The organism is Streptomyces sp. NPDC053367 (genome assembly GCF_044545925.1).
Lineage (GTDB): Bacteria > Actinomycetota > Actinomycetes > Streptomycetales > Streptomycetaceae > Streptomyces.
This window is the reverse complement of record NZ_JBITYN010000002.1, coordinates 654,564-674,952: the sequence shown is the minus strand read 5'-3', so window position 1 is coordinate 674,952 and position 20,389 is coordinate 654,564. Positions and strand designations below refer to the sequence as shown.

The window sequence follows — 20,389 nt, the reverse complement described above, 5'->3', positions numbered from 1 at the left end:
GACCGTCGGTTTGTGCAATACCGGACGAGCCGGTTGTTGCAGCCGGCCGCGTACATGCCCGCGCAGTGCACCTCGTCCGGGTCGCAACGGCTGAGCGAGGGGTCTGTTCGGTGGCCGGGCCGGTCACCCCCGTTGGGGGACGACCGCGACGGGGCAGGCCGCTCGATGCAGCAGGGTGTGTGTCACCCGGCCCGGCCGGAGACCGAAGTGGCCGGACCTGCGGCGTGCGCCGACGACCACGAGGTCCGCGGCGGCCGACCGGCTGACCAGCGTCTTGCCGGCCGGGCCGTCGCTCACCGTACGGCGAACCCGCACGACCGGGTGATCCGCAGCCGCCTCCGCGGTCAGCGAGTCGATCAGGGCCAGGGCGCGTTCGTCATGCCGGTGGGCCGGTTCCGTGGCCGGCGCCGCGTGATCGGCGGGGAAGCGCCGACTGTGCACGACGTCCAGTTCGCAACCGCGCGTCTCCGCCTCCCTGAAGGCGAACCGGACGGCTTCGGCGCTCGTGTCGGCGTCCTTCACGCCGAGCGTGATCCTCTCGTGTGCAGCGGCGAGCGCGGCATTGTCGCCTCGTACCACGATGACCGGGCAGTAGGCACGGGTTGCGACCGCCAGGCTGACCGAACCCAGCAGCGCCTCCGCCGCCTTTCCCCGGCCCCAGGCGCCCAGGATGAGGGCGGAGGCGTTGTCGCCTTCGCTCATGAGGGCGAACACTGCTTCCGCGGGCACCGTCTCGGTGGTGACCTCGAGATCCGGGTCCGTCCGCCTCACGCGCTCCGCAGCGGACGCCACGATGTGCTCGGCCGTCATCCGCTCCGGGACTCGCTCCCGCCCGAGGTTCGGTACCGTCTTTGCGTGGCACTCCCACAGGGAGGCATAGACCAGGCGCAAGGGCAGGCCGTGGCGGGATGCCTCGGCCACCGCCCAGTCGACGGCCGTGAGACTGCCGTCCGATCCGTCAACGCCTACGACAAAGGGCAGCTCCATGATGCCACCCGCCTTCTCTCGGGCTGCCTCGGCGTGCAGCAGGGTCGGCCACCGTCACGGTCCCACTCCGGCGACGACTCGGCCATGAGCGGTTCGGCCTTTTCCCGGGACCTTCGGCTCCGCCCCGTGCCCTGCCGGCCCACGAGCCTTGCGCGCCGCCCGACGGACGCTGCGATCAGGAGACGGGTGGTGGTCCTCCTGGAAGGACGGTTTCCACCGTCGACGGCCCGGCCTCTCTGCACCACCGTTTCGTCGGCGCCGGCACGGCGGCACCGGGCGTCAGAGCCGCTGACCGCCGCCGGATCCCGATGGGACCGGTTCCAGCTCAGCGGAGCCCCCTTGACCGGGCGGAGCGAGAACGGCGACTACCGGGATCCACCTGCCGCCGGGGCGGCGCGCGGCTGCCGCTCCGGCCACAAACGTGCCTGCGCACGCATGACCACATGGCCGAGGCCGGACAACGCGCAAGCGATCGCCAGGTCCCCGAGCGACAGCGGCTCTGTACCCAACAGATCCCGCAGGAGGGGCAGATAGACACCGGCCGCCTGGAGGCCCAGGGCCGCGGCCACGGCGACCAGCAGGAACGGGTTGGCCAGGCTTCCCGGACGCGCGCGGGAGCCCAGGGCGACCCCCAGCTGGGTCGCACCGAGAACCAGGAAGATCATGGACTGCCAGGGGCGGCCCGTCTCATGGGCCCACAGGCCGGCACCCAAGGTCATGATGGCCACGAAGGCCCCCATGAGCAGGATCCGCGGCCACAAGCCGGCGCCCAGCACGCTTTCCTCGGGCGGCCGGGGCGGACGGCACATCGCGTCCCGGGGGACGGGCTCCGCCCCCAGCGCGACACCGGGCAGGCCATGCGTGAGCAGATTGATCCACAAGATCTGTGCGGGGAGCAGCGGCAACGGCATGCCCAGGAAAGGGCCGACGAGCATGACCAGGATCTCCGCCGTGCCCCCGGCGAGTGCGTAGAGCAGGAACCGGCGCACGTTGGCATACACCCGTCGCCCCTCTTCCACGGCCGACACGATGGTGGCCGGGTTGTCGTCGGCGAGCACCAGGTCGGCCGCCTGGCGGGCCACCTCGGTGCCGCGCCGACCCATGGCGACACCGATGTCGGCGCGGCGCAGGGCCGGGCCGTCGTTGACCCCGTCCCCCGTCATCGCCACCACCTGCCCGGCTCCGCGCCACGCCTCGACGATGTCCAGCTTCTGCTCGGGAGTGGTCCGGGCGTAGACACGTACGCCCGTCAGCCGGCCCGCCGTGCCTTCCCGCATCCGCTGCCCGGTGGTGACCTCCTCCTCCCGGGAGGCGATGCCGAGGCGCTCCGCCACCGCCCGTGCGGTCAGCGGATGGTCGCCGGTGATGAGTACAGGGACGATACCGGCCCGTTTGCAGGCGGCGATCGACGGCTCGGACGCGGCGCGGGGCGGGTCCAGGATGCCGACGAGGCCGAGCAGCGACAGGCCCGACTCCCATGTTCCGGACGGTTCCGTCGCCTCCTCGTGGTCGGCCGACGCGACGGCGAGCACCCGGTACCCGTCACGCGCCAACGCCTCCGCCTGGGCCGCCGCCCGGGCGAGCAGGTCCGGGCCGTCGGCCAGTACCTGCGGCCGGAGCAGGGTCTCCGGCGCTCCCTTGCAGGCGGCTAGCACCGCTCCGTCCGGCCGACGGTGGACAGTCGTCATGCGCTTGCGGCCGCTGTCGAACGGAATCTCCCCCACGCGCGGCAGCTCGCGGTTCAGCGCCGCCCGGTCCAGCCCGAGCCTGGCCCCGGCCACCAGGAGCGCGGCCTCGGTGGGGTCACCCAGCGCGCGCCACTCCGCGGAGCCGTCGGGCGCGGGCTCCAGCGCCGCGTCGTTGCACAGCATCGCGGCGCGCAGCAACGCCGCCAGGTCGGGTGCGTCATTGGCCGTGACCGTCTCTCCGTCCCGGACGACCCTGCCACCGGGCTCGTAGCCGGTGCCCAGGACCGTGGCGTCTCCGTGCGGTGTCCACAGCCGTTCGGCGGCCATTCGGCCCTCGGTCAGGGTGCCGGTCTTGTCGGTGGCGATCACCGTGACGGAGCCCAGCGTCTCCACTGCGGGCAGCCTGCGGACGATGGCGTGCCGGTCCGCCATCCGCCGTGCCCCCAGGGCGAGCGCGAGCGTCACGACGGCGGGCAGGGACTCCGGTACGGCGGCGACCGCGAGACTGATCGCCGCCACGATCATCGGTTGGACAGGCTGCCCGCGCACCAGCCCGAGAGCCAGGACCAGGGCGCACAGCGCCACGACGGCGACTGCCACAACCCGGCCGAACCCCGCCAGCCTGCGCTGCAACGGGGTCGGACCGGGCGCGGCACCCATCAGGGATGCGATCCGGCCCAGTGCACTGTGGGCCCCCGTGGCGGTGATCATGACGCGTCCATGGCCGCGGACGACGACCGTGCCCGCTGACGCCATGCCGTGTGAGGGGTCGCTGTCGGGGGCCTTCTCCACCGGAGCGGACTCGCCCGTCAGCGAGGACTCGTCCGTCAGCAGCAGGGCCGCGGACAGTACGTCTCCGTCGGCGGGCACGATGTCCCCCTCGGCCACCAGGACCAGATCGCCGGGCACCACCTCGGCGGCCGGCAGGGAGCGTTCCTTGCCGTCCCGTACGACTCTGGCGGCGGGAGCAGTCATGGCGGACAAGGCCATCACCGCCTGTTCGGCTCGTACCTCCTGAACGACGCCGACCGCGGTGTTGACCGTGATGACCAGCAGGATCACGGCGGCATCGGAGAGATCACCGGTGGCGATCGTCAAGGCGGCGGCCACCAACAGCACCAGGATCAGCGGGTCGATCAACTGCTGCAGCACTCGCCGCCATACGGGGGCGCGCGGCTCCGCCGGGATCGCGTTGGGACCGCAACGTGTCAGTCGGCGCGCGGCCTCGGACGATGACAGACCCACCGCGGAAGATGCGGACGCTGTCGTACGGGGTGCGTCGTCGCCCGCATCAAGGCCCCCGTGGCCCCGCTGCTCGCTCACGCGCCCGGCGCAGTTCTGCAGGTGCGTGCGTCGCGACCTGGTCGACGGTCGCTGTCGCGCACCGCGAGAAGGTCGCGGCGTGTCAAGGCGGCGGCATGGGGGTCTGCTTGTGCGCTGTGTGCCATCCACCCACCTCCCGTCATGCAGGAAACCGCTGTCGCCGAGTACCAGCGTCCGCTTGTCAGGGTGCCACCGCCGACACCGACCGGCATGACCGGCCATTCGTCGTCCGGGCGACGCCGGTGCCGCAAAGAGGGCATCGGCCGGTCCGTCAGGGCGGTGCGAGCAAGCCGCCTGCCAGGCGCCCCTCCTCGCCGCTGGGCTGCGTGTCCTTGCGCTGCGGCACTTTGCGACGATCGTGGAGTCGCCGGCGATGCGAGGTCCGCAACCCCGTCTCTTGTCAGGCCCCGGACAGGCCATCGAGGGTGGCCGGCAGCAGGACGCGTTCCGTGGCCAGCCCGGCTCGGAGCCGGAACTTCGGATGGTCGTGGCTCGTGCCGAGGGAGGTCCTGGGGCGCTGAGGAGGTTCGGGGCAGTGGGAGAGCCAAGGTTGCGGGCTGTGCATCGACGGGGGCGCGGCATGGGCCCGGGGCGTCACCCGCTCCTCCGGCCGGTGTTCGGCAGCTCACCAGAACCTCCCCCTGCGAGTCGGCGGCCCCGCCGGGCGGGGCTGGTGTTCGGCGGTCCGCGGGCGCCTACTGATCGGCCGGGGTGATGCGCCGGCCCGTCAGGCGCGTGGGCCGGATCGACACCCACATCTCGCGTGCACCGCCCGCCCATGGCTCGGTGTGGGCGCGCTGGGCGAGCCTGCGCACGGCGTCGGGCTCGGTGACGACGCTCGCGGGGCCGACGGCGAGCACACTCCAGCCCTGGCTCATCGCCTCGTCCACATGGTCGACCTCGAAGGCCACCTCCGTTCCGACGGCCGCCGCGGGCACGGAGTCGGGCGCGGTGCGGAAGGCGATCGTGTCATCCACGACTTCGTAGTTGACGGGCACGACCGCGGGGCGGCCGTCCGGCGTCGACACCGCGACACGCCCGAGGCCGTGCGTCGACAGCAGGTGGCGGCATTCGTCCGGGCTGAGGTCCCGCAACTGCGGATGCAGGAGTGCGCGGCCCTGGCCGGGTGGCAGGTCGACGCCTGCCCCGCGCAGGGCCATGGCGGAGGTGCCCAACGCGTCGGCCAGCCTGAGGAGCGTCGCCATGGTCGGGTCGGCCGGCTGTTCCTCCAGGTACGCCAGGTAGCCCGGTGACATGTGGGCGCGGCGGGCCGTTTCCGCACGGCTGAGCCCGTGCCTCCGGCGCTCGTCGGCCACACGCCGGCCGATGTCGCCGGGGTTGGGTGTCCCGGCCGCGGGAGCGACCGCGGACACGGTCTGCGTTCCGCCCGTGTCCGGCTGGCCGGACGCGCGAGTGGTTCGGGGCTGCCCGTGCTCCTTGTTCTTGATGTGTGCGTCCGGCCCGGGGAACACGAGCGTCACTTCGTCCGTGTCCGACCAGCGCACGTCGTAGGGAGGCGTTCCGTCCTCGTGGTGGAGTCCGACGATCTCTCCGTCGCGCCTGGTCGCGCCGGTCTTCTGACTTTCGATGACGAGTCGGTCGCCGAGGTGGGCTCGCATGATCACCGCCTCTCCGCGCAATGGTCCTGTATCCAACGTGCCATGCGTGACACGGCGCCGCATGGGCCGACCGGCTGGTGTCCGCGGGGAGGGCCGGAGCCGACCAGATGCCGAGCCGCTCGTCGAGCGGCTCTGCCGGAGCGTCGACGTCGTGGTCTCGGTCGCCGAGCACCTCGCCCACCGCACCGACGACGCCGGGCCATTCCCCGCCTCCGCCACCCGAGGGGCGTCGCGGTCGGCCGCCCGGAGGCACGCGGGGGCCCTGGCAGCGCGTGAGGCCGACCGAGCCGTCGGCCTCACGCGGAGGGAAGGGGCACTCGCTGCCGCATCCGGTACGTGGCCGGCACCGCCCGCCCGGTCTAGCCGGTGATCTCGATGCGGTGTGCCTTCCCCGTCTCGGTCTTCGGGACGCGCACGGTGAGGACTCCGCTCGTCAGATCGGCGCTGATGTGCTCGATGTCGGAGTTCGTCGGCAGAGTCGTGCGGTAGTCGAACTGCCCGATGCGGCGGGTGTGCCTGCGGACCGGCCCAGCGTGTTCCTTCTCCTTGATCTCCCCGTGGATGTCGAGCTCACCCTCGGCGACCTCGACGGTGATCTGGTCCTTGTCCACCCCGGGAAGCTCCAGTTCCACCAGGTAGGCGTCCTCGGTGTCCACGACGTCGGCGAGCGGCACCCACGGCTCGCCCGTGCCGAACTCGGGGTAGCCGCCGACGGGAAAGACGGCGTGCATGAGCTGATCCATACGGGTGCGCAAGTCGTCCAGCTCGTGCAGGGCTGCCGAGAGCCCTCCTCTGGTGTGTCGTACGGGATGAGTCATGGCTGGTCCTCCTTGACGTGCTGTGCCGGCTGTCGGTCACAGGGGCCATCCGGTGAGCTGTCCAGTGCTGGGCCGCGGTGCCCCCATGCCCTCGATGTCGCGCTCGGCGGTGTTCAGCAGCTGCTGGGCGATGTCCTTCATGGCCCGGCCCGCCGCCAGCTCGTCGCCGATCTCGGGCACGTTGGCGTCCGCCGGGTGGCAGTGCGCGGTGCCGTGTCCGGTGAACGCCGTGGTGCCGGTGTCCAGCACCACATGTGCCTTCGTGTTTCCGTCGTCGTCCTCGAAGAGGTGGAGCCGGACCTTCCACTCCGCTGTGTGCGGCATCGCTTTCCTCCTCACCTCGGTACGGACCCATGCGGTCCGGACGCGTTTGGTTCCGGGACCGAGGACCGTACGGAAGCCGTCCCGGTCTGTTCCTCGATGCGGCGCCGGACGCGGGCGGCGAGGGCGCTCAGCCGCTCGGAGGCCGTCGCCCGTGGCGCGACCGGCGCCCGGATCCGTCGAGCTGCCGCCGGAAGCCGGCCCAGGTCGGCCGTGAATCGCTCGCGGCACTCGTCGAGCGTGGGCCTGCTGCGGGTGCGCTGCCCGCCCCGCATCACCGTCTCGAGCAACGGCACCCCTCCGTCCGGGGGCTGTTCGTCTGCCAGACCGATCACGTCGGCGTATCCGGGCCGGCGGAAGACCTGCTTGCGTCCCGGTGCCGTCACCTTCGCCGACGACAGCTTCATCACCGGCCGGCCGTCGTACTCCACCAGTTTGTACGCCGAGTCCAGATACGGTGCGTCGGCCGAGACTCCGACGCGGGTGCCCACGGCGTAGGTGTCGATGGGCGCACCCGAGCGGACCAGGTCCTCCAGGGCGTACTCGTCGAGACCGCCGCTGGCGATGATCCGCACCTCCGGCAGGCCCGCCGCGTCGAGGATGGACCGCGCCCGTCGGGCCAGGGCCCCGAGGTCGCCGCTGTCCAGCCGTACGGCCGAGCCGGGCCCGCGGTCCAGGTCTCGCAGGACGCGCGCGGCGACGCGTACGCCCGCCTCGGTGTCGTAGGTGTCCACCAGCAAGGTCACCGGACCGGGGTGCGACCGCGCGAAAGCACGGAAAGCGTCTTCCTCCGTGGCGAACGCCTCCACGAAGGAGTGAGCCATGGTTCCGACGGCAGGGATCCCCAGGGCGGTGGCCGCGGCCACGTTGCTGGTACCGGCGAAGCCGACCATCGCGCCGAGGCGGGCGGCCCGGAATCCGGCCTGCGGGCCGTGGGTCCGCCGTAGGGAGAAGTCCACCACCGGATGCCCTGCCGCGGCCAGGACGCACCGTGCGGCCTTCGAGGCGACGGCGGTCTGGTGGCTGAGCTGGTTGAGCACGTACGTCTCGGCCAACTGCGCCTGTGGGAGAGGCGCGGTCACCTCCAACAGGGGCTCCCCCGCCAGCAGGATCCCTCCCTCCGGCACCGCGCGCACCTCACCGGTGAACTCCAGGCCCAGCAGGGGCAGAAGATCCCGCCGCGGTCGACGCACCGCCGACGCGAAGGCGTCGACGTCCTCCGGGCCGACATGAAGGCCGGACAGATGGTCCAGAACCGACTCCAGGCCCCCGGCGACCAGGAAACCGCGCTCAGGAGGCAGCTCACGCACGAAGAGGCTGAACGTCGCGGGGCCGGTCATTGCCTCCCGGAGGTAGGACATGGCCATCGTCACTTCGTACAGGTCGGTGATTGTCGCGTCGGACATCGGCGCCGCCTCCTGGGCTCCCGTCCGGGTTCTCTGCTCGTCACCGGCGGAAGCGCGCGGACCACAGCGGCTCCACCAGGTCCCACTCGGCGTCCCACTGTGCGTACCTTCTCCGGTCCAGCAGGTGGCGGACACCTGCGCGTGCCGCGTAGACACCGGCGGCCGCGCCGAGCGCCGCCGCGCCCCCCACGAACCAGCCGTTGGTCTTCGCGGTGAGCGCGTTCATCGGCGGATCGGTGACGCTGCCGTCGCGGTCCACCCACAGCCGCACCATGGCGTCGACGGGCGTTCGCGCCGCCACGAGGGTCGTTCCCGTCCGCCGGCTGCCGTCGTCGTCGGTCCACCGTACCGTTGCCCGCTGCTTCCCGTCCGTCGTGACGCCTTTGTCCGTCGACACGAGCCGGGCGGTGACCTGGTGCCGCTGGGCCGACTGAGCCTGTACCGTGCGCATCGACGACGCGTACGCCGTCAGCCCCGCGCTGAGCGCGGCCACCGGTGGGCCCAGGACGAGGAGGACCATCAGCAAGCCGCGGACCCAGGACTCGACCCTGTCGGACTTACGCCTGAGGGGTGTCGCCCCTTTCGACGCGGGTTGACGCGGCGGGGGCGGACCCGAAGCCCGCGGCGGATTCGGTGCACTCATGACGCGGCCTCCCGCAGGTCACTGGTCCGTTCCCCCACCACTTCGCCCATCATCGGACGGCCGCGGCCTCCCGCCACAGGGCCGAACGTCCCTGCGGGGGACGACGTCCGGTCCCACGGGGACCGCCCGTAGTGGTGGGCCGTCTCCGCCGGTCCGGTCATATCCGGGGGACGACCGCGATCGGACAGGCGCGTCATGCAGAACCCGCACCGAGCGGCGCGCTTCAGGCGTGCACCGCGACAAGCCGGCAGCGCCGCACCTGGGCCTCTCGGAAGGCGACCTGCACGGCTGTGCCGCTGTCCTCTCCCAGGACGTGCGGAGGTCCCCCGGCGACGGGCGGTGGACGAGCAAGGCACGCGAGACGCTCCGTCCCCGCCCTGGGAGGTCGGCTTCCAGCAGGTCAGCGCGTTGACCGCCGACGGCGTCGTGCCGGACGGGGCCCGGAGGCGGAGCGGTTGGAGCGCCGCCACCTCGGCGGCAGCAAGCGTTTGTTCGACTCCCGTGTCGACCAGGGACGGGTGGTCGACGGCCACGGCGATCCGCTCGCGGAGGACCACTTCTGCCTCGACGACGGAATCCGCGTACCGGACTGCCGGGAGTTCGACGACCACCTGCGCCACTGCACACCCCGACGACCGCCGTCCTCGGGCCGTGGCCGTCCGGCGGAAATGCGGCCAGGGCCGGCTTCGGCCACCCTGGACATCAGGGCACAGTGCCGGGAGGAGCCCCCATGCACTGGGAAACCATCCACAAGGACACCGCGCCGGTCGTCCCGCCCCGTCTCACCGACTACGCCCGGGCCCGTTCCGCCTTCACCTGGTCGCAGGCGCGCGCCGCGCTGGCCGGGCTGCCGGGCGGCGGGCTCAACATGGCCCACGAGGCGGTCGACCGGCACGCCGCCTCGGAGCACGCGGACAAGGTCGCACTGCTCTGCGTCGCACGGGACGACTCCGTCTCTGCCATCACCTACGCGGAACTGGCCCGCCGCACGGCCCGCTTCGCGAACGTCCTGCGGTCGCTGGGCGTCGGCCAGGGTGACCGGGTGTTCACCCTGCTCGGCCGCTGCCCCGATCTCTACACGACGGTGCTGGGCACGCTGAAGAACACCAGCGTTCTGTCTCCGCTGTTCTCCGCCTTCGGCCCCGACCCGGTCGAGCAGCGGCTGCGCCTGGGCGACGCGCAGGTCCTGGTCACCACCGCGGCCCTCTACCGGCGCAAGGTAGCCGAGCGTCGGGCATCGGTTCCCGGGCTGAGGCACGTCCTGATCGTCGGAGCCGGCGCCGAGGAACTGCCCGGCACGGCCTCGTTCGACGACCTGATGGCCGCCGCCCCGGACACCTTCACCATCCCGCCGACGTCCCCCGAGGACATGGCGCTGCTGCACTTCACCAGCGGCACCACCGGCACCCCCAAGGGCGCGGTCCATGTGCACGAGGCCGTCGTCGCCCACCACGCCACCGCCGCGTACGCGCTCGATCTGCACCCCGAGGACGTGTACTGGTGCACGGCCGATCCCGGCTGGGTCACCGGCATGTCGTACGGGATCATCGCGCCGCTCGTCCACGGGGTGACGGTGGTCGTCGACGAGGGGGACTACGACGCCCGGCGCTGGTACCGGATCCTCGGCGAACAGCGGGTCACCGTCTGGTACACCGCCCCCACGGCCCTGCGCATGCTCATGCGCGCCACTCCGCGACAGGGCCCGTACGACCTGCCGCGCGCCCACGACCTCTCCGCCCTGCGCTTCATCGCCTCCGTCGGCGAGCCCCTCAACCCGGAGGCCGTCGTCTGGGGCAGGGACGTGCTGGGCCTGCCGGTGCACGACAACTGGTGGCAGACGGAGACCGGCTGCATCATGATCGCGAACTTCGCGGCCTGTGAGATCCGGCCCGGCTCGATGGGACGTCCACTGCCCGGCGTCGACGCCACCGTTGTGGAGCGGGGCGAGGACGGCCGGGCGCTGGTCGTCGACGGCAAGGTCCGGGAAGTGCAGAAGACCGACGCCGAGGGCGAGTTGGCGCTGCGGCCGGGCTGGCCGTCGATGTTCCGCGGCTACCTGCACGACAAGGAGCGCTACGCCGCCGCGTTCACCGGCGGCTGGTATCTGACCGGTGACCTGGTCCGCCGGGACGCGGACGGCTGGTACTGGTTCGTGGGGCGCGCCGACGACGTCATCAAGTCGGCGGGGCATCTCATCGGCCCGTTCGAGGTGGAGAGCGCGCTGATGGAGCACCCGTCGGTCGCCGAGGCCGGGGTGATCGGACGCCCGGACCCGGTCGCCGGGAACGTCGTCAAGGCGTTCGTGTCCCTGCGCCCGGGGGTCCGGCCGACCCCCGGTCTGGAGAGAGAGCTCCTGGCCTTCGGCCGCCGCAAGCTGGGTCCCGCCGTCGCTCCCAGGGAGATCGCGTTCGACCAGAACCTGCCCAAGACCCGCAGCGGGAAGGTGATGCGGCGTGTGCTGCGGGCGCGTGAACTCGGCCTGCCCACAGGTGACCTGTCGACCCTGGAGGGATCCGAATGACCGTGGCCCGCCCCGCCCGCGCACGCAAGGACCCGGCGCCCCCGAAGTCCGGCAAGAAGACCAGGACGGCCAGGGGGGACGCCAGTGCCGTCCCTCCGTCCGGGCGCGGGGGCGCCGGACACCGGGTGGATCTGCTGGAGTCGATGCTGCGCATCCGGCGCTTCGAGGAGCGGTGCGTCGAGCTGTACAGCGCCGCGAAGATCCGTGGCTTCGTCCACCTCTACATCGGCGAGGAGGCCGTGGCCGTCGGCGTCAGCGCGGCCCTGACGCCCGAGGACGCGGTCGTCTCCACGTACCGTGAACACGGCCACGCGCTGGCCCGCGGAATCACGGCCGACTCGGTCATGGCCGAGATGTACGGCAGGACCACCGGGTGCAGCGGCGGCCGTGGCGGTTCCATGCACCTGTTCGACGCGAGCCGCCGCTTCTACGGAGGCAACGCCATCGTCGCCGGCGGGCTCCCCCTGGCCGCCGGCCTCGCGCTCGCCGACCGTATGCGCGGACAGCCGAACGTCACCTGCTGCTTCTTCGGCGACGGGGCCTTCGCCGAGGGCGAGTTCCACGAGACGGCGAACCTGGCGGCACTGTGGAAGCTCCCGCTGCTGCTGGTCTGCGAGAACAACCTCTACGCCATGGGCACGGCTCTGGAGCGGCACGAGGCACAGACGGATCTGGCCATGCGCGCCGCTTCGTACGGCATGGTCGCCTGGGCCGTGGACGGCATGGACGTCGAAGCAGTCGAACATGCCGCCAGGCGGGCCGTGGAGGGCATCCGGACCGGCACAGGACCGCACTTCCTGGAGCTGCGCACGTACCGCTTCCGCGCCCACTCGATGTACGACCCGGACCGGTATCGCCACAAGGCGGAGGTCGAGCGGTGGAAGGAGCGGGACCCGATCAGCGTGCTCACCGACCGCCTGCGGGAGGACGGTGAGCTGGACGACAAGGAACTGGCCGGGATGGAGCAGCGCATCACCGACGAGATCGACCACGCCGTCGAAGCGGCGGAACAGGCACCCGAGGAACCGGTCGAGCACCTGCTCCACCACGTCAGCAGTTCCTCGGCAGAGGCGGTGGACTGACCGTGGGCGCCGGCGACGAAACGCAAGAGGCGAGGACGACCTACCGGGAGGCGATGCGCGAGGCCCTCCGGGAAGCCCTGCGCTCCGACGACCGCGTCTTCCTCATGGGCGAGGACGTGGGCCGCTACGGCGGTTGCTTCGGCGTCAGCCTCGGCCTGCTGGAGGAGTTCGGCCCCGAACGCGTACGCGACACCCCGCTGTCGGAGTCCGCCTTCGTGGGCGCCGGCATCGGCGCGGCCCTGTCAGGGATGCGGCCCGTCGTCGAGATCATGACCGTCAACTTCAGCCTGCTCGCCCTCGACCAGATCCTCAACAACGCCGCCACCCTGCTGCACATGTCGGGCGGCCAGCTGCCCGTACCCCTGGTCATCCGCATGACCACAGGGGCCGGACGGCAACTCGCCGCCCAGCACTCGCACAGCCTGGAAGGGTGGTACGCGCACATCCCCGGCATACGCGTCCTCGCCCCCGCCACCCTCGAGGACGCGCGCCACATGCTGGCCCCGGCGCTCGCCGACCCCGACCCCGTACTGATCTTCGAGCACGGCAGTCTCTACAACGTCTCCGGCGAACTCAGCCCGCCCGCCGCGCCCCTGGACCTCGACCACGCCGCGACCCGCCGCCCCGGCACCGACATCTCCCTGATCACGTACGGTGGTTCACTGCCCAAGGCTCTCGCGGCGGCGGACGAACTGGCCGCCGAGGGCCTCGACGCCGAGGTGATCGACCTGCGTACGCTGCGCCCCCTGGACGACGCGGCCATCGCCGCTTCGGTGGCCCGGACGCATCGTGCGGTGGTCATCGACGAGGCATGGCGGACGGGAAGCCTCGCCGCCGAGGTGTCCGCTCGCATCGCCGAAGAGTCGTTCTACGAACTGGACGCCCCCGTCGAGCGGGTGTGCAGCGCCGAGGTGCCCATTCCGTACGCCCGGCGGCTGGAGGAGGCCGCGCTGCCCCAGGTCGCCGACATCGTCGCGGCCGCCCACCGGGCGGTGGACTGACGATGGCCGAGTTCACCATGCCGTCCCTCGGCGCGGACATGGACGAGGGCACCCTCCTCGAATGGCTCGTGGGACCCGGTGACCCCGTCCGCAGGGGAGACCCGGTCGCGGTCGTCGAAACCGCCAAGTCGACCATCGAGGTGGAGTGCTTCGAGACCGGGACCGTGACGAAGTTGCTCGTCGAGCCAGGAGCGACGGTGCCGGTGGGCACACCGCTCGCGCTGATCGGGCCGGCCGAGGAGCGGCAAGCCGCCCGTCGTGCACCCGGGAAGGGCAAGCCTTCCAGGCCCGCCGGGCCCGACGCGATCTCTGAGCCTCCCGCGCCGCCCTCCCCACCGCCACCCTCCCCACCGTCCGAGTCCGTCCCGGCCACGGCGCAGGCACCCGCCGCCGCTGCGCTGCCCGGCCATATGGAGGCCGGCCCCCTGGTCCGGCACCTCGCGGAGCGGAGCGGCGTCGACCTGGAGACGCTGCACGGAACCGGATCCGGTGGACGCGTCACCCGGACCGACGTCGAACACGCGGCGGCAGCCCGAGCCGGCACGAGGCCGGCTCGCTCGCGGGCCACCCCCCTCGCGCGACGGCTCGCCGCCGAACTGGGCGTCGACCTCGCCACGGTGAAAGGGACGGGCAGGCAGTCGGCCGTCCGTGCCTCGGACGTACGTCGTGCGGCACCCGGCCCGTCAGCCCCGGCCCCGCCCGCTCCCGCTGCCGCCACCCCGGTACGGCCTTCCCCGGTACGCCCTGCTGCGGCGCAGCCGGCCGAGGACCGGGCGGCGGCCATGCGCCAGGCGATCTCAGGCCTGATGAGCCGCGCCAACCGGGACATCCCCCACTACTACCTGTCCACGACCATGGACATGGCCGCCGCGACGGAGTGGCTGCGCGAGCACAACCGGCGCAGCCCGGTCGGGGAACGGATCCTCCCCGCGGCTCTGCTGCTCAAGGCGGCCGCGCTGGCGGCTCGTGAGGTCCCCGAACTCAACGGCTTCTGGATCGATGACCACTTCACGGGAGGCGAGGGCGTCCATCTCGGCGTGGCCGTGTCCCTGCGCGGCGGCGGGCTCGTCGCTCCCGCGCTGCACGACGCCGACACCCTGCCACTCCCCCATCTGATGGCCGGGCTGAAGGACCTGGTCGTCCGGGCCCGTACGGGCAGGCTGCGAGGGTCGGAGGTGTCCGACGCCACCATCACGGTCACCAACCTCGGTGACCAGGGTGTGGAGGCGGTCTTCGGTGTGATCTACCCGCCGCAGGTGGCCCTCGTCGGCTTCGGAAAGGTGGTCCACCGGCCGTGGGCCGTCGACGGCCTGCTGGGAGTCCGGCCCGTGGTCACGGCAACGCTCTCGGCCGACCACCGAGCGACGGACGGTGCCGTCGGCGCCCGCTACCTCAAGGCGGTCTCCCGCCTCCTGCAGAACCCGGAGGAGTTGTGAACCGAACCGACGCACTGGACATGGTCAGGGACTCGATCTCCCGCGTCGTCCCCGACGCCGACGTCGCCGCGCTGGGACCCGACGACGCCTTTCGCGACGTGCTCGACATGGACTCGCTGGACTTCCTGAGCTTCGTCGAGGTGCTCAGCGAACGGTGCGGGGTGCGCATCGAGGACGAGGACACGCCCCAGCTGTCCACGCTCTCCGGCAGCGCCGACTTCATCGTCTCCCGTACGCAGTGACGCGCGCCCCGTGGACGATCAATCGACGATCACGACTCGGACCGCTTCGGTGTCGTCGACGACACCCGACCACGCCGTCGATGTCCCGCATCGATGCGGTCAGTCCGGCGACCACGGCCATGTCCGGTCTCCCCGCCCCGGTGACCACGCGCCACGGCCCCGACCACCGGCTGGGGACCACGGTGGCCGGCAGCGCCTGCCGAACTCGGCGCGCGACCCCCCGCCCCCGCGCCCGCCGAGCAACCGGGCCGCCCGGCGAACGGACGTGAGGAACATCTCTCGTGGCGCGTCCGGTCGTGGTGGCAGTGGACGGCTCCCCGTCGAGCCTGCACGCGGTGGAGGTCGCGGCACGCGAGCCCGGTGTGCGCGGCGTGGGCCTGTGGCGGGTGCACGCCCTCGGGTGGCCGTCGATGCGTGTGCCGCCTGGCGGACCGCCGTGGAATCCGGCTGCGGCGGGGTGCGTGAGCTGATGGGCGGCACGACGGTTCACCGGCGGGCGCGGAAGCCGTCCGGTTCCCCTTCGCCGAGGCGTGGCTGCGCGGCGCGGACCTGGGTGGCGCTGCACGTGTGGCAGACCTGGAGCGAGCGACTACCACGGTCATGGTGTTCCCACTTGGACCGAGCCGTCCCATCCGAAGGGTCGGATGGGACGTGCCCTCACCGCGACGACCGTCTGACCCGGGGAAGAACCCGAACGTCCACACAGCTGCCGTGCGGAACCGCGGAGCGCGGTGACGGCGGTCTGACACCGCGGTCCGCCGGGCGGCCTGCGGTCCTGACGTTGTCACCGGCTCAAGCTTTCCGTACTTCTTCGGCCTCCGCGCGGGCACGCTCCGCGGCTGTGTGGTCGCCGGCCAGGGCGTGTGCCTCGGCCAGCGTGTCGAGGCCGACGGCCAGCCATCTGCTGGAGCCGATCTGCCTCCAGAGCCTGACGGCAGCTTCGGCGCGCGACCGGGCTGGTCCCGAGCGGCCCACCGCCAGGTGGGCCTCGGCGAGGGCGTACAGTGTCGCCGCCTCGCCCCAGAGGTTGCCGAACTCCCGGTAGGTCCACAGGCTTCTGGCCAGCAGGCGGCGTCCTTCCCGGTGTTCGCCCTGCCGGACCAGGACGTCACCGAGCCAGCACGTGGCGTGGGTGGCGCTGAGGCGGTCGCCAAGCCCTTCACTGATCGCCGCGGCTTGCCGGTAGGCGTCGGCAGCGGCAGGGTGGTCCCCGACTGCGCGACGGCTCTGTCCCAGACATCGCAGGGCTTGCGCTTCCCCCGGCCGGTAGCCCGCCCTCTGGCTGACGCGTAGGCATTTGGTGAATCGCACGACGGCGGCCTCGACACGGCCTTGCTCGAGGTCGATGACGCCGAGGCCGTTGGTCGCGTAGACGAGGCAGTTGACGTTGCCTGCCCTCTCGGCGAGATCGGCAGCCTCTTCGAAAAGGAGCGCGGCGGTGGAGTGCCGGCCCAGGAGCCGGTGCACATATGCCAGCCCGGCGGTGGCACTGGCCCGGTATGTGGGCCCCTGTCCCTCGGCGAGTTTCAGAGCCTGCTCGAAGTGGTCCACTGCTTCCGGATAGCGGTCGAGGACGGTGGTGAGTTCACCGAGGCACCGGTGGACCTTGGCGGCGCTGTGCAGGTCACCGTGGTGCATAGCCGCTTCGAGGGCCCGGTTCTGCAGCTTCTCCCAGTCGTCGAAGTGGCTGCCGACTTGGAAGAGCGTCGTAAGGGTGGTGGCCAGTCCGGCGGCGGGTGCGACACCCTCCGATGCTTCCAGCGCCTGCTCCGCCACGTCGATGAGGAACTGACGTTCGTCGTTGAACCAGGTCAGTGGATCAGCGACTAGTTGATCGGCTTCGGACGCGGCCAGCCGCCAGGAGGCCAGGTCCAGCTGTGAGATGCCTTGGAAGTCGACGCTGAGGGCGTCCGCGGCCAACTCGGCGAGATGCAGACTCGCGCCGAGTAATCGCGTGAGCGCGGCCCTGCGATCCCGTTCGGCTGAGCCCTGCTCCGCACGCTCCCTGCCGAACAGCCTTACCAGATCGTGCAGTTGGTAGCGGATGGTGGTGGTGTTCACCGATTCGACCTGCACGAGATGCACCTCGACCAGGTCGTCGAGGAGGGCTTCCGCCTCGGACAGGCCCACGTCCAGCAGCGCGGCCAGCGCCCAGGGCGCGAAGGTCGGACCGGGCAGCAGGGAGATCATCCGCAGGGCGTGCTGCGAGGCGGGGGTCATCTGGCGGTAGGTCAGTTCGAGGCTGGCCCGCACGGCGATGTGACCGACCGCCAACTCGTCGAGTTTGCGCTGCTCGTCGGCGAGTGCGCGCGCCACTTTGGCCAGGGGCCAGTGCGGTCGAGCGGCCAGCCGCGCGCCGGCAACCCATACGGCCAGGGGCAGGCCACCGCAGGTCTCCACGATGGAGCGGGCGGATCCGCACTCCGCGTCGGTTCGCTCTCGGCCCAGCATCTCCCGCAGCAGGGCGAGCCCTGCTGCGGCGTCCAGCACGTCAAGAGGACGTCGGTGGCCGCACAGTTCCGCCACGGTCGTCCGGCTCGTGATGACGGTGGCACAACGCACACCGCTGGGCAGCAGGTCGCTCACCTGACCCGCATCGGCGGCGTTGTCCAGGACGACGAGCATGCGCCGCCCTGCCAGCAGGGTGCGGTAGAGATCGATGCGGCCGGTCAGTTCTGTGGGCACGGTACCGCCAGGGATGCCGAGCGCGCGCAGGAACGTGCCGAGGACCGTGAACGGCTCCGCCGGCTCGTCACCGAAACCACGCAGATCCGCATACAGCTGGCCGTCCGGGAAGCGGGAAGCGAGCAGATGCCCCGTACGCACGGCAAAAGCGGTCTTGCCCACTCCGGCCGGGCCGGTGACCAGCAGCGTCACCGGACTCGACCGCTCTTCGCCCAGCAGGCGGAGCACCTCGTCCACCTCGTACTCTCGACCGACGAAGAGAGGCAGGTCCGCCGGCAGGAGCCGGGGCACGAGCTGGCGTGCCATGGGCTGGCTCTCCGCCGTGCCGCTCCTCGCCGGCTGTTGTGTGGTGGCGGGCGGTGCCGGGGAACGGGGCACCGTCAGCTCCGGATCGCCGGCGAGAATGCGTTCGTACAACCGCTGCAAGGCCGCGCCGGGGTCGACACCCAGCTCGTCGGCGAGTCGACGCCGAGCCCGCTCGTACACCTCCAGCGCTTCGGCCTGCCGTTCACACCGGTACAGGGCCAGGATCAATTGCCCGGTCACTCGTTCGTCGAGCGGATGCTCGTCGGCCCGCGCGGCCAGTTCGCTCACCATCTCGTCGTGTTGCGCCAGGCGCAGCCGCACATCTGCCAACTCCAGCTGCGCGGCCAGCCGCTCGCCGTCGAGGAGATGCCGTTGCGCGTTGAACCACGGGGTGTCCATCCCCGCGAACGCGCTGCCCCGCCACAGCGTCAAGGCCTCTCGCCACAGTGCCTGCGCCTGTCCGTCACTGCCCGCCTTCCGTGCACGGCCGGACAGATCGCGGAAGCGGTGTACGTCCACCGTCGAGGGCTCGACCGTGAGCCGGTAGCTGCCGCCCCGCTCCCGGGTGATGGTCGTGCCGTCGGCCGTCAGCGCGCGTCGCAGCCGGGAGACGTATCCGTACAGGTTCCGGCGGCCGTTCGCCGGCTCGGAGTCTCCCCACACCCGGTCCACCAGTGCGTCGCAGGACACCGCGCGGTCCGCGTCGATGAGCAACGCGGCCAGCACTCGCCGCTGCATCGCGTGCCCGACGTCGACCGGAACACCATTGCGCCGTACCTCCATCGTCCCGAGGACTCCGAAGCGCGTGGACATCAGGCACCCCCTGCTCGCCCGGTCATCTCCCCACCCCCACTCTGGGCGCTGCGGACGTGCGGTTCCAGGCGGATTCAAGCTTTTCCGAAGGATTGCCGACGCCGCCCCCGGCACTGTGAGCAGCACGTCCCCGCACCACACGAGCGTGGACCGGCACACCGAACCAGCGGCGCTGTGCCGGCGGACACCGCGCGTGCGGGGGACGGACACGCCGTACCCCGGGCGGGTCGGCGATCGGAAGGAACGACAGGCAGTGCCCCGTTCAGGAGGAGACGAATGCGTAGTCGACTGTCACCGCACCGTTCTAAAATTCTGGTCATGGCTGCCGCCGGACTGCTGGCGCTGATGAGTTCCGGCACGGCAAACGCCGCCGACGGAAAGCAACGGGCGACCGACTCCACCGGCCCGAGCGGGTCCGTCTCGTGGACCTGCACCTACGGGAGCGCGAACGCCCAGGCATGCTTCGCCCCGCTGGGCGAGTGGTTCAGGATCAGGGACACCCGGGCCGACGGCTCTCCCGTCGTCATCCAGTGGTTGTTCTACGACGATGCCGTGAGTCTCGCGTACCCCGCGCGCACGGGCACGATCTGGAACACCTCCGGAGAGGCCGCCGGCTGGCTCTACATGAACAAGTCCTATCCGGAGGACCAGCCGGGCGTACTGCGAAGGACACTTCACTTCCGGGCCTGCTCCGGTTCGTACCCGTCCGACGCGGTATCCCCGAGCACCTGTTCCGAATGGAGCGTGGAGCGGACGTGACCCGTGCACGGGTCTCGCACACGCCGGCGTCGGCGACGGCGACCGCGACCGCGACCGCGACCGCGACCGGAATCCCGTCTCCGGCAAGACGGCCCGGGCACAGAGCCATGCGGCCGGGGAAAGGCACCACGACTGAGGGGGAAACACCGTGAAGCGCACAACACGCTGGCAGAACACTGTGGCGGCATCCGCCGCCGTCCTGATGGCCGGAGCTTCTGTGGTGCTGACGGCACCGCAGGCCGACGCCATCACGATGTGCTACGACGAGGTCGATTACGTCAGGAACTCCTCGGGCGTGAACGGCGCGTCCGGACGGGCCAGCTTCTGCTACAACGAGAGCACCGGCTTCTTCGACACCACTGCGGGTCAGAACTGGGTCAAGGACCTGGTCAATGGCGACGGCGTGGCCGCCCGGCTGTGGGTGGTCTACCGGTACCCAGATGAGGGCTTCTACCGTCAGACCCTGCGTGCGACGGACACGGTCAGCACGTCAGGGGCCACCTCGTGGGGGTGGTCCGGCTACTTCGACTACGCCGGCGCGTATGTGTGCCTGGGCACCACCGCACCCCTGACCTCCAGGGACCGCTGCAACCTGTTGTACGACACCACCGGTTTCGACGGCTATGACTGACGAGGACGCCGCTGACAGACGGACGGAACTGCTGCCCGCCGCCGCTGTGCCGATGCCCTGGCGGCAGTGCGATCGGGAGAGCCCACGAACGTGTCGGCAGCAGGGCGG

15 protein-coding genes are annotated in these 20,389 nt (G+C 71.6%); 7 read left to right on the top strand and 8 right to left on the bottom strand.

Going from position 1 to position 20,389, the window contains the following annotated elements; all coding sequences use genetic code 11:
• Positions 1–123: 123 nt before the first annotated feature.
• From ACIGXJ_RS09525 to ACIGXJ_RS09495, 7 genes are all read right to left on the bottom strand, one after another.
• Positions 124–987, bottom strand: coding sequence for a universal stress protein (locus ACIGXJ_RS09525; RefSeq protein WP_399642762.1), 864 nt, complete (start codon positions 985–987; stop codon positions 124–126).
• A gap of 365 nt (positions 988–1,352) precedes the next feature.
• Positions 1,353–3,920 (bottom strand): cation-translocating P-type ATPase, encoded by a 2,568-nt coding sequence (locus tag ACIGXJ_RS09520; protein WP_399642761.1) that lies wholly within the window; start codon positions 3,918–3,920, stop codon positions 1,353–1,355.
• Between the two features lie 773 nt (positions 3,921–4,693).
• Positions 4,694–5,617 carry a DUF1918 domain-containing protein gene (locus ACIGXJ_RS09515; RefSeq protein WP_399642760.1) on the bottom strand — a complete coding sequence of 308 codons (924 nt, stop codon included), beginning with the start codon at positions 5,615–5,617 and terminating at the stop codon, positions 4,694–4,696.
• A 359-nt stretch (positions 5,618–5,976) separates the two neighbouring features.
• On the bottom strand, positions 5,977–6,435 hold the full coding sequence (locus ACIGXJ_RS09510) for an Hsp20/alpha crystallin family protein (protein ID WP_399642759.1): 459 nt from the start codon (positions 6,433–6,435) through the stop codon (positions 5,977–5,979).
• Positions 6,436–6,471: 36 nt separating this feature from the next.
• Entirely contained in the window at positions 6,472–6,759 is a 288-nt protein-coding gene (locus tag ACIGXJ_RS09505; protein WP_399642758.1) for a DUF1876 domain-containing protein, read from the bottom strand.
• A gap of 11 nt (positions 6,760–6,770) precedes the next feature.
• Complete coding sequence (locus tag ACIGXJ_RS09500) at positions 6,771–8,162, bottom strand: nicotinate phosphoribosyltransferase (protein ID WP_399642757.1); 1,392 nt, start codon at positions 8,160–8,162, stop codon at positions 6,771–6,773.
• Between the two features lie 40 nt (positions 8,163–8,202).
• Positions 8,203–8,682: a hypothetical protein gene (locus ACIGXJ_RS09495; protein WP_399642803.1), complete on the bottom strand. Its 480-nt coding sequence runs from the start codon at positions 8,680–8,682 to the stop codon at positions 8,203–8,205.
• 853 nt (positions 8,683–9,535) lie between these two features.
• On the opposite strand from ACIGXJ_RS09495, the gene acsA reads away from it, so the two are divergent.
• Genes acsA through ACIGXJ_RS09470 form a run of 5 tightly spaced genes read left to right on the top strand, consistent with a single transcriptional unit; the run spans position 9,536 to position 15,087 of the window.
• Entirely contained in the window at positions 9,536–11,326 is a 1,791-nt protein-coding gene (acsA, locus tag ACIGXJ_RS09490) for an acetate--CoA ligase (protein ID WP_399642756.1), read from the top strand.
• Positions 11,323–12,408, top strand: coding sequence for a pyruvate dehydrogenase (acetyl-transferring) E1 component subunit alpha (pdhA, locus tag ACIGXJ_RS09485; protein WP_399642755.1), 1,086 nt, complete (start codon positions 11,323–11,325; stop codon positions 12,406–12,408). Before acsA ends, pdhA begins: the two co-directional genes overlap by 4 nt.
• 2 nt (positions 12,409–12,410) lie before the next feature.
• Positions 12,411–13,409: an alpha-ketoacid dehydrogenase subunit beta gene (locus tag ACIGXJ_RS09480; RefSeq protein WP_399642754.1), complete on the top strand. Its 999-nt coding sequence runs from the start codon at positions 12,411–12,413 to the stop codon at positions 13,407–13,409.
• Between the two features lie 2 nt (positions 13,410–13,411).
• Positions 13,412–14,845: a 2-oxo acid dehydrogenase subunit E2 gene (locus tag ACIGXJ_RS09475; RefSeq protein WP_399642753.1), complete on the top strand. Its 1,434-nt coding sequence runs from the start codon at positions 13,412–13,414 to the stop codon at positions 14,843–14,845.
• Positions 14,842–15,087, top strand: a complete 246-nt coding sequence (locus ACIGXJ_RS09470) for an acyl carrier protein (RefSeq protein ID WP_399642752.1) — start codon at positions 14,842–14,844, stop codon at positions 15,085–15,087. The genes ACIGXJ_RS09475 and ACIGXJ_RS09470 overlap by 4 nt, the downstream gene beginning before the upstream one ends.
• A gap of 792 nt (positions 15,088–15,879) precedes the next feature.
• Here the strand turns inward: ACIGXJ_RS09470 and ACIGXJ_RS09465 are convergent.
• Positions 15,880–18,891 carry an AfsR/SARP family transcriptional regulator gene (locus ACIGXJ_RS09465; RefSeq protein WP_399642751.1) on the bottom strand — a complete coding sequence of 1,004 codons (3,012 nt, stop codon included), beginning with the start codon at positions 18,889–18,891 and terminating at the stop codon, positions 15,880–15,882.
• A gap of 318 nt (positions 18,892–19,209) precedes the next feature.
• Between ACIGXJ_RS09465 and ACIGXJ_RS09460 the strand changes: the two genes are divergently transcribed.
• Entirely contained in the window at positions 19,210–19,650 is a 441-nt protein-coding gene (locus ACIGXJ_RS09460) for a hypothetical protein (protein ID WP_399642750.1), read from the top strand.
• Positions 19,651–19,798: 148 nt separating this feature from the next.
• Positions 19,799–20,281: a hypothetical protein gene (locus ACIGXJ_RS09455; RefSeq protein ID WP_399642749.1), complete on the top strand. Its 483-nt coding sequence runs from the start codon at positions 19,799–19,801 to the stop codon at positions 20,279–20,281.
• Positions 20,282–20,389: the final 108 nt, after the last annotated feature.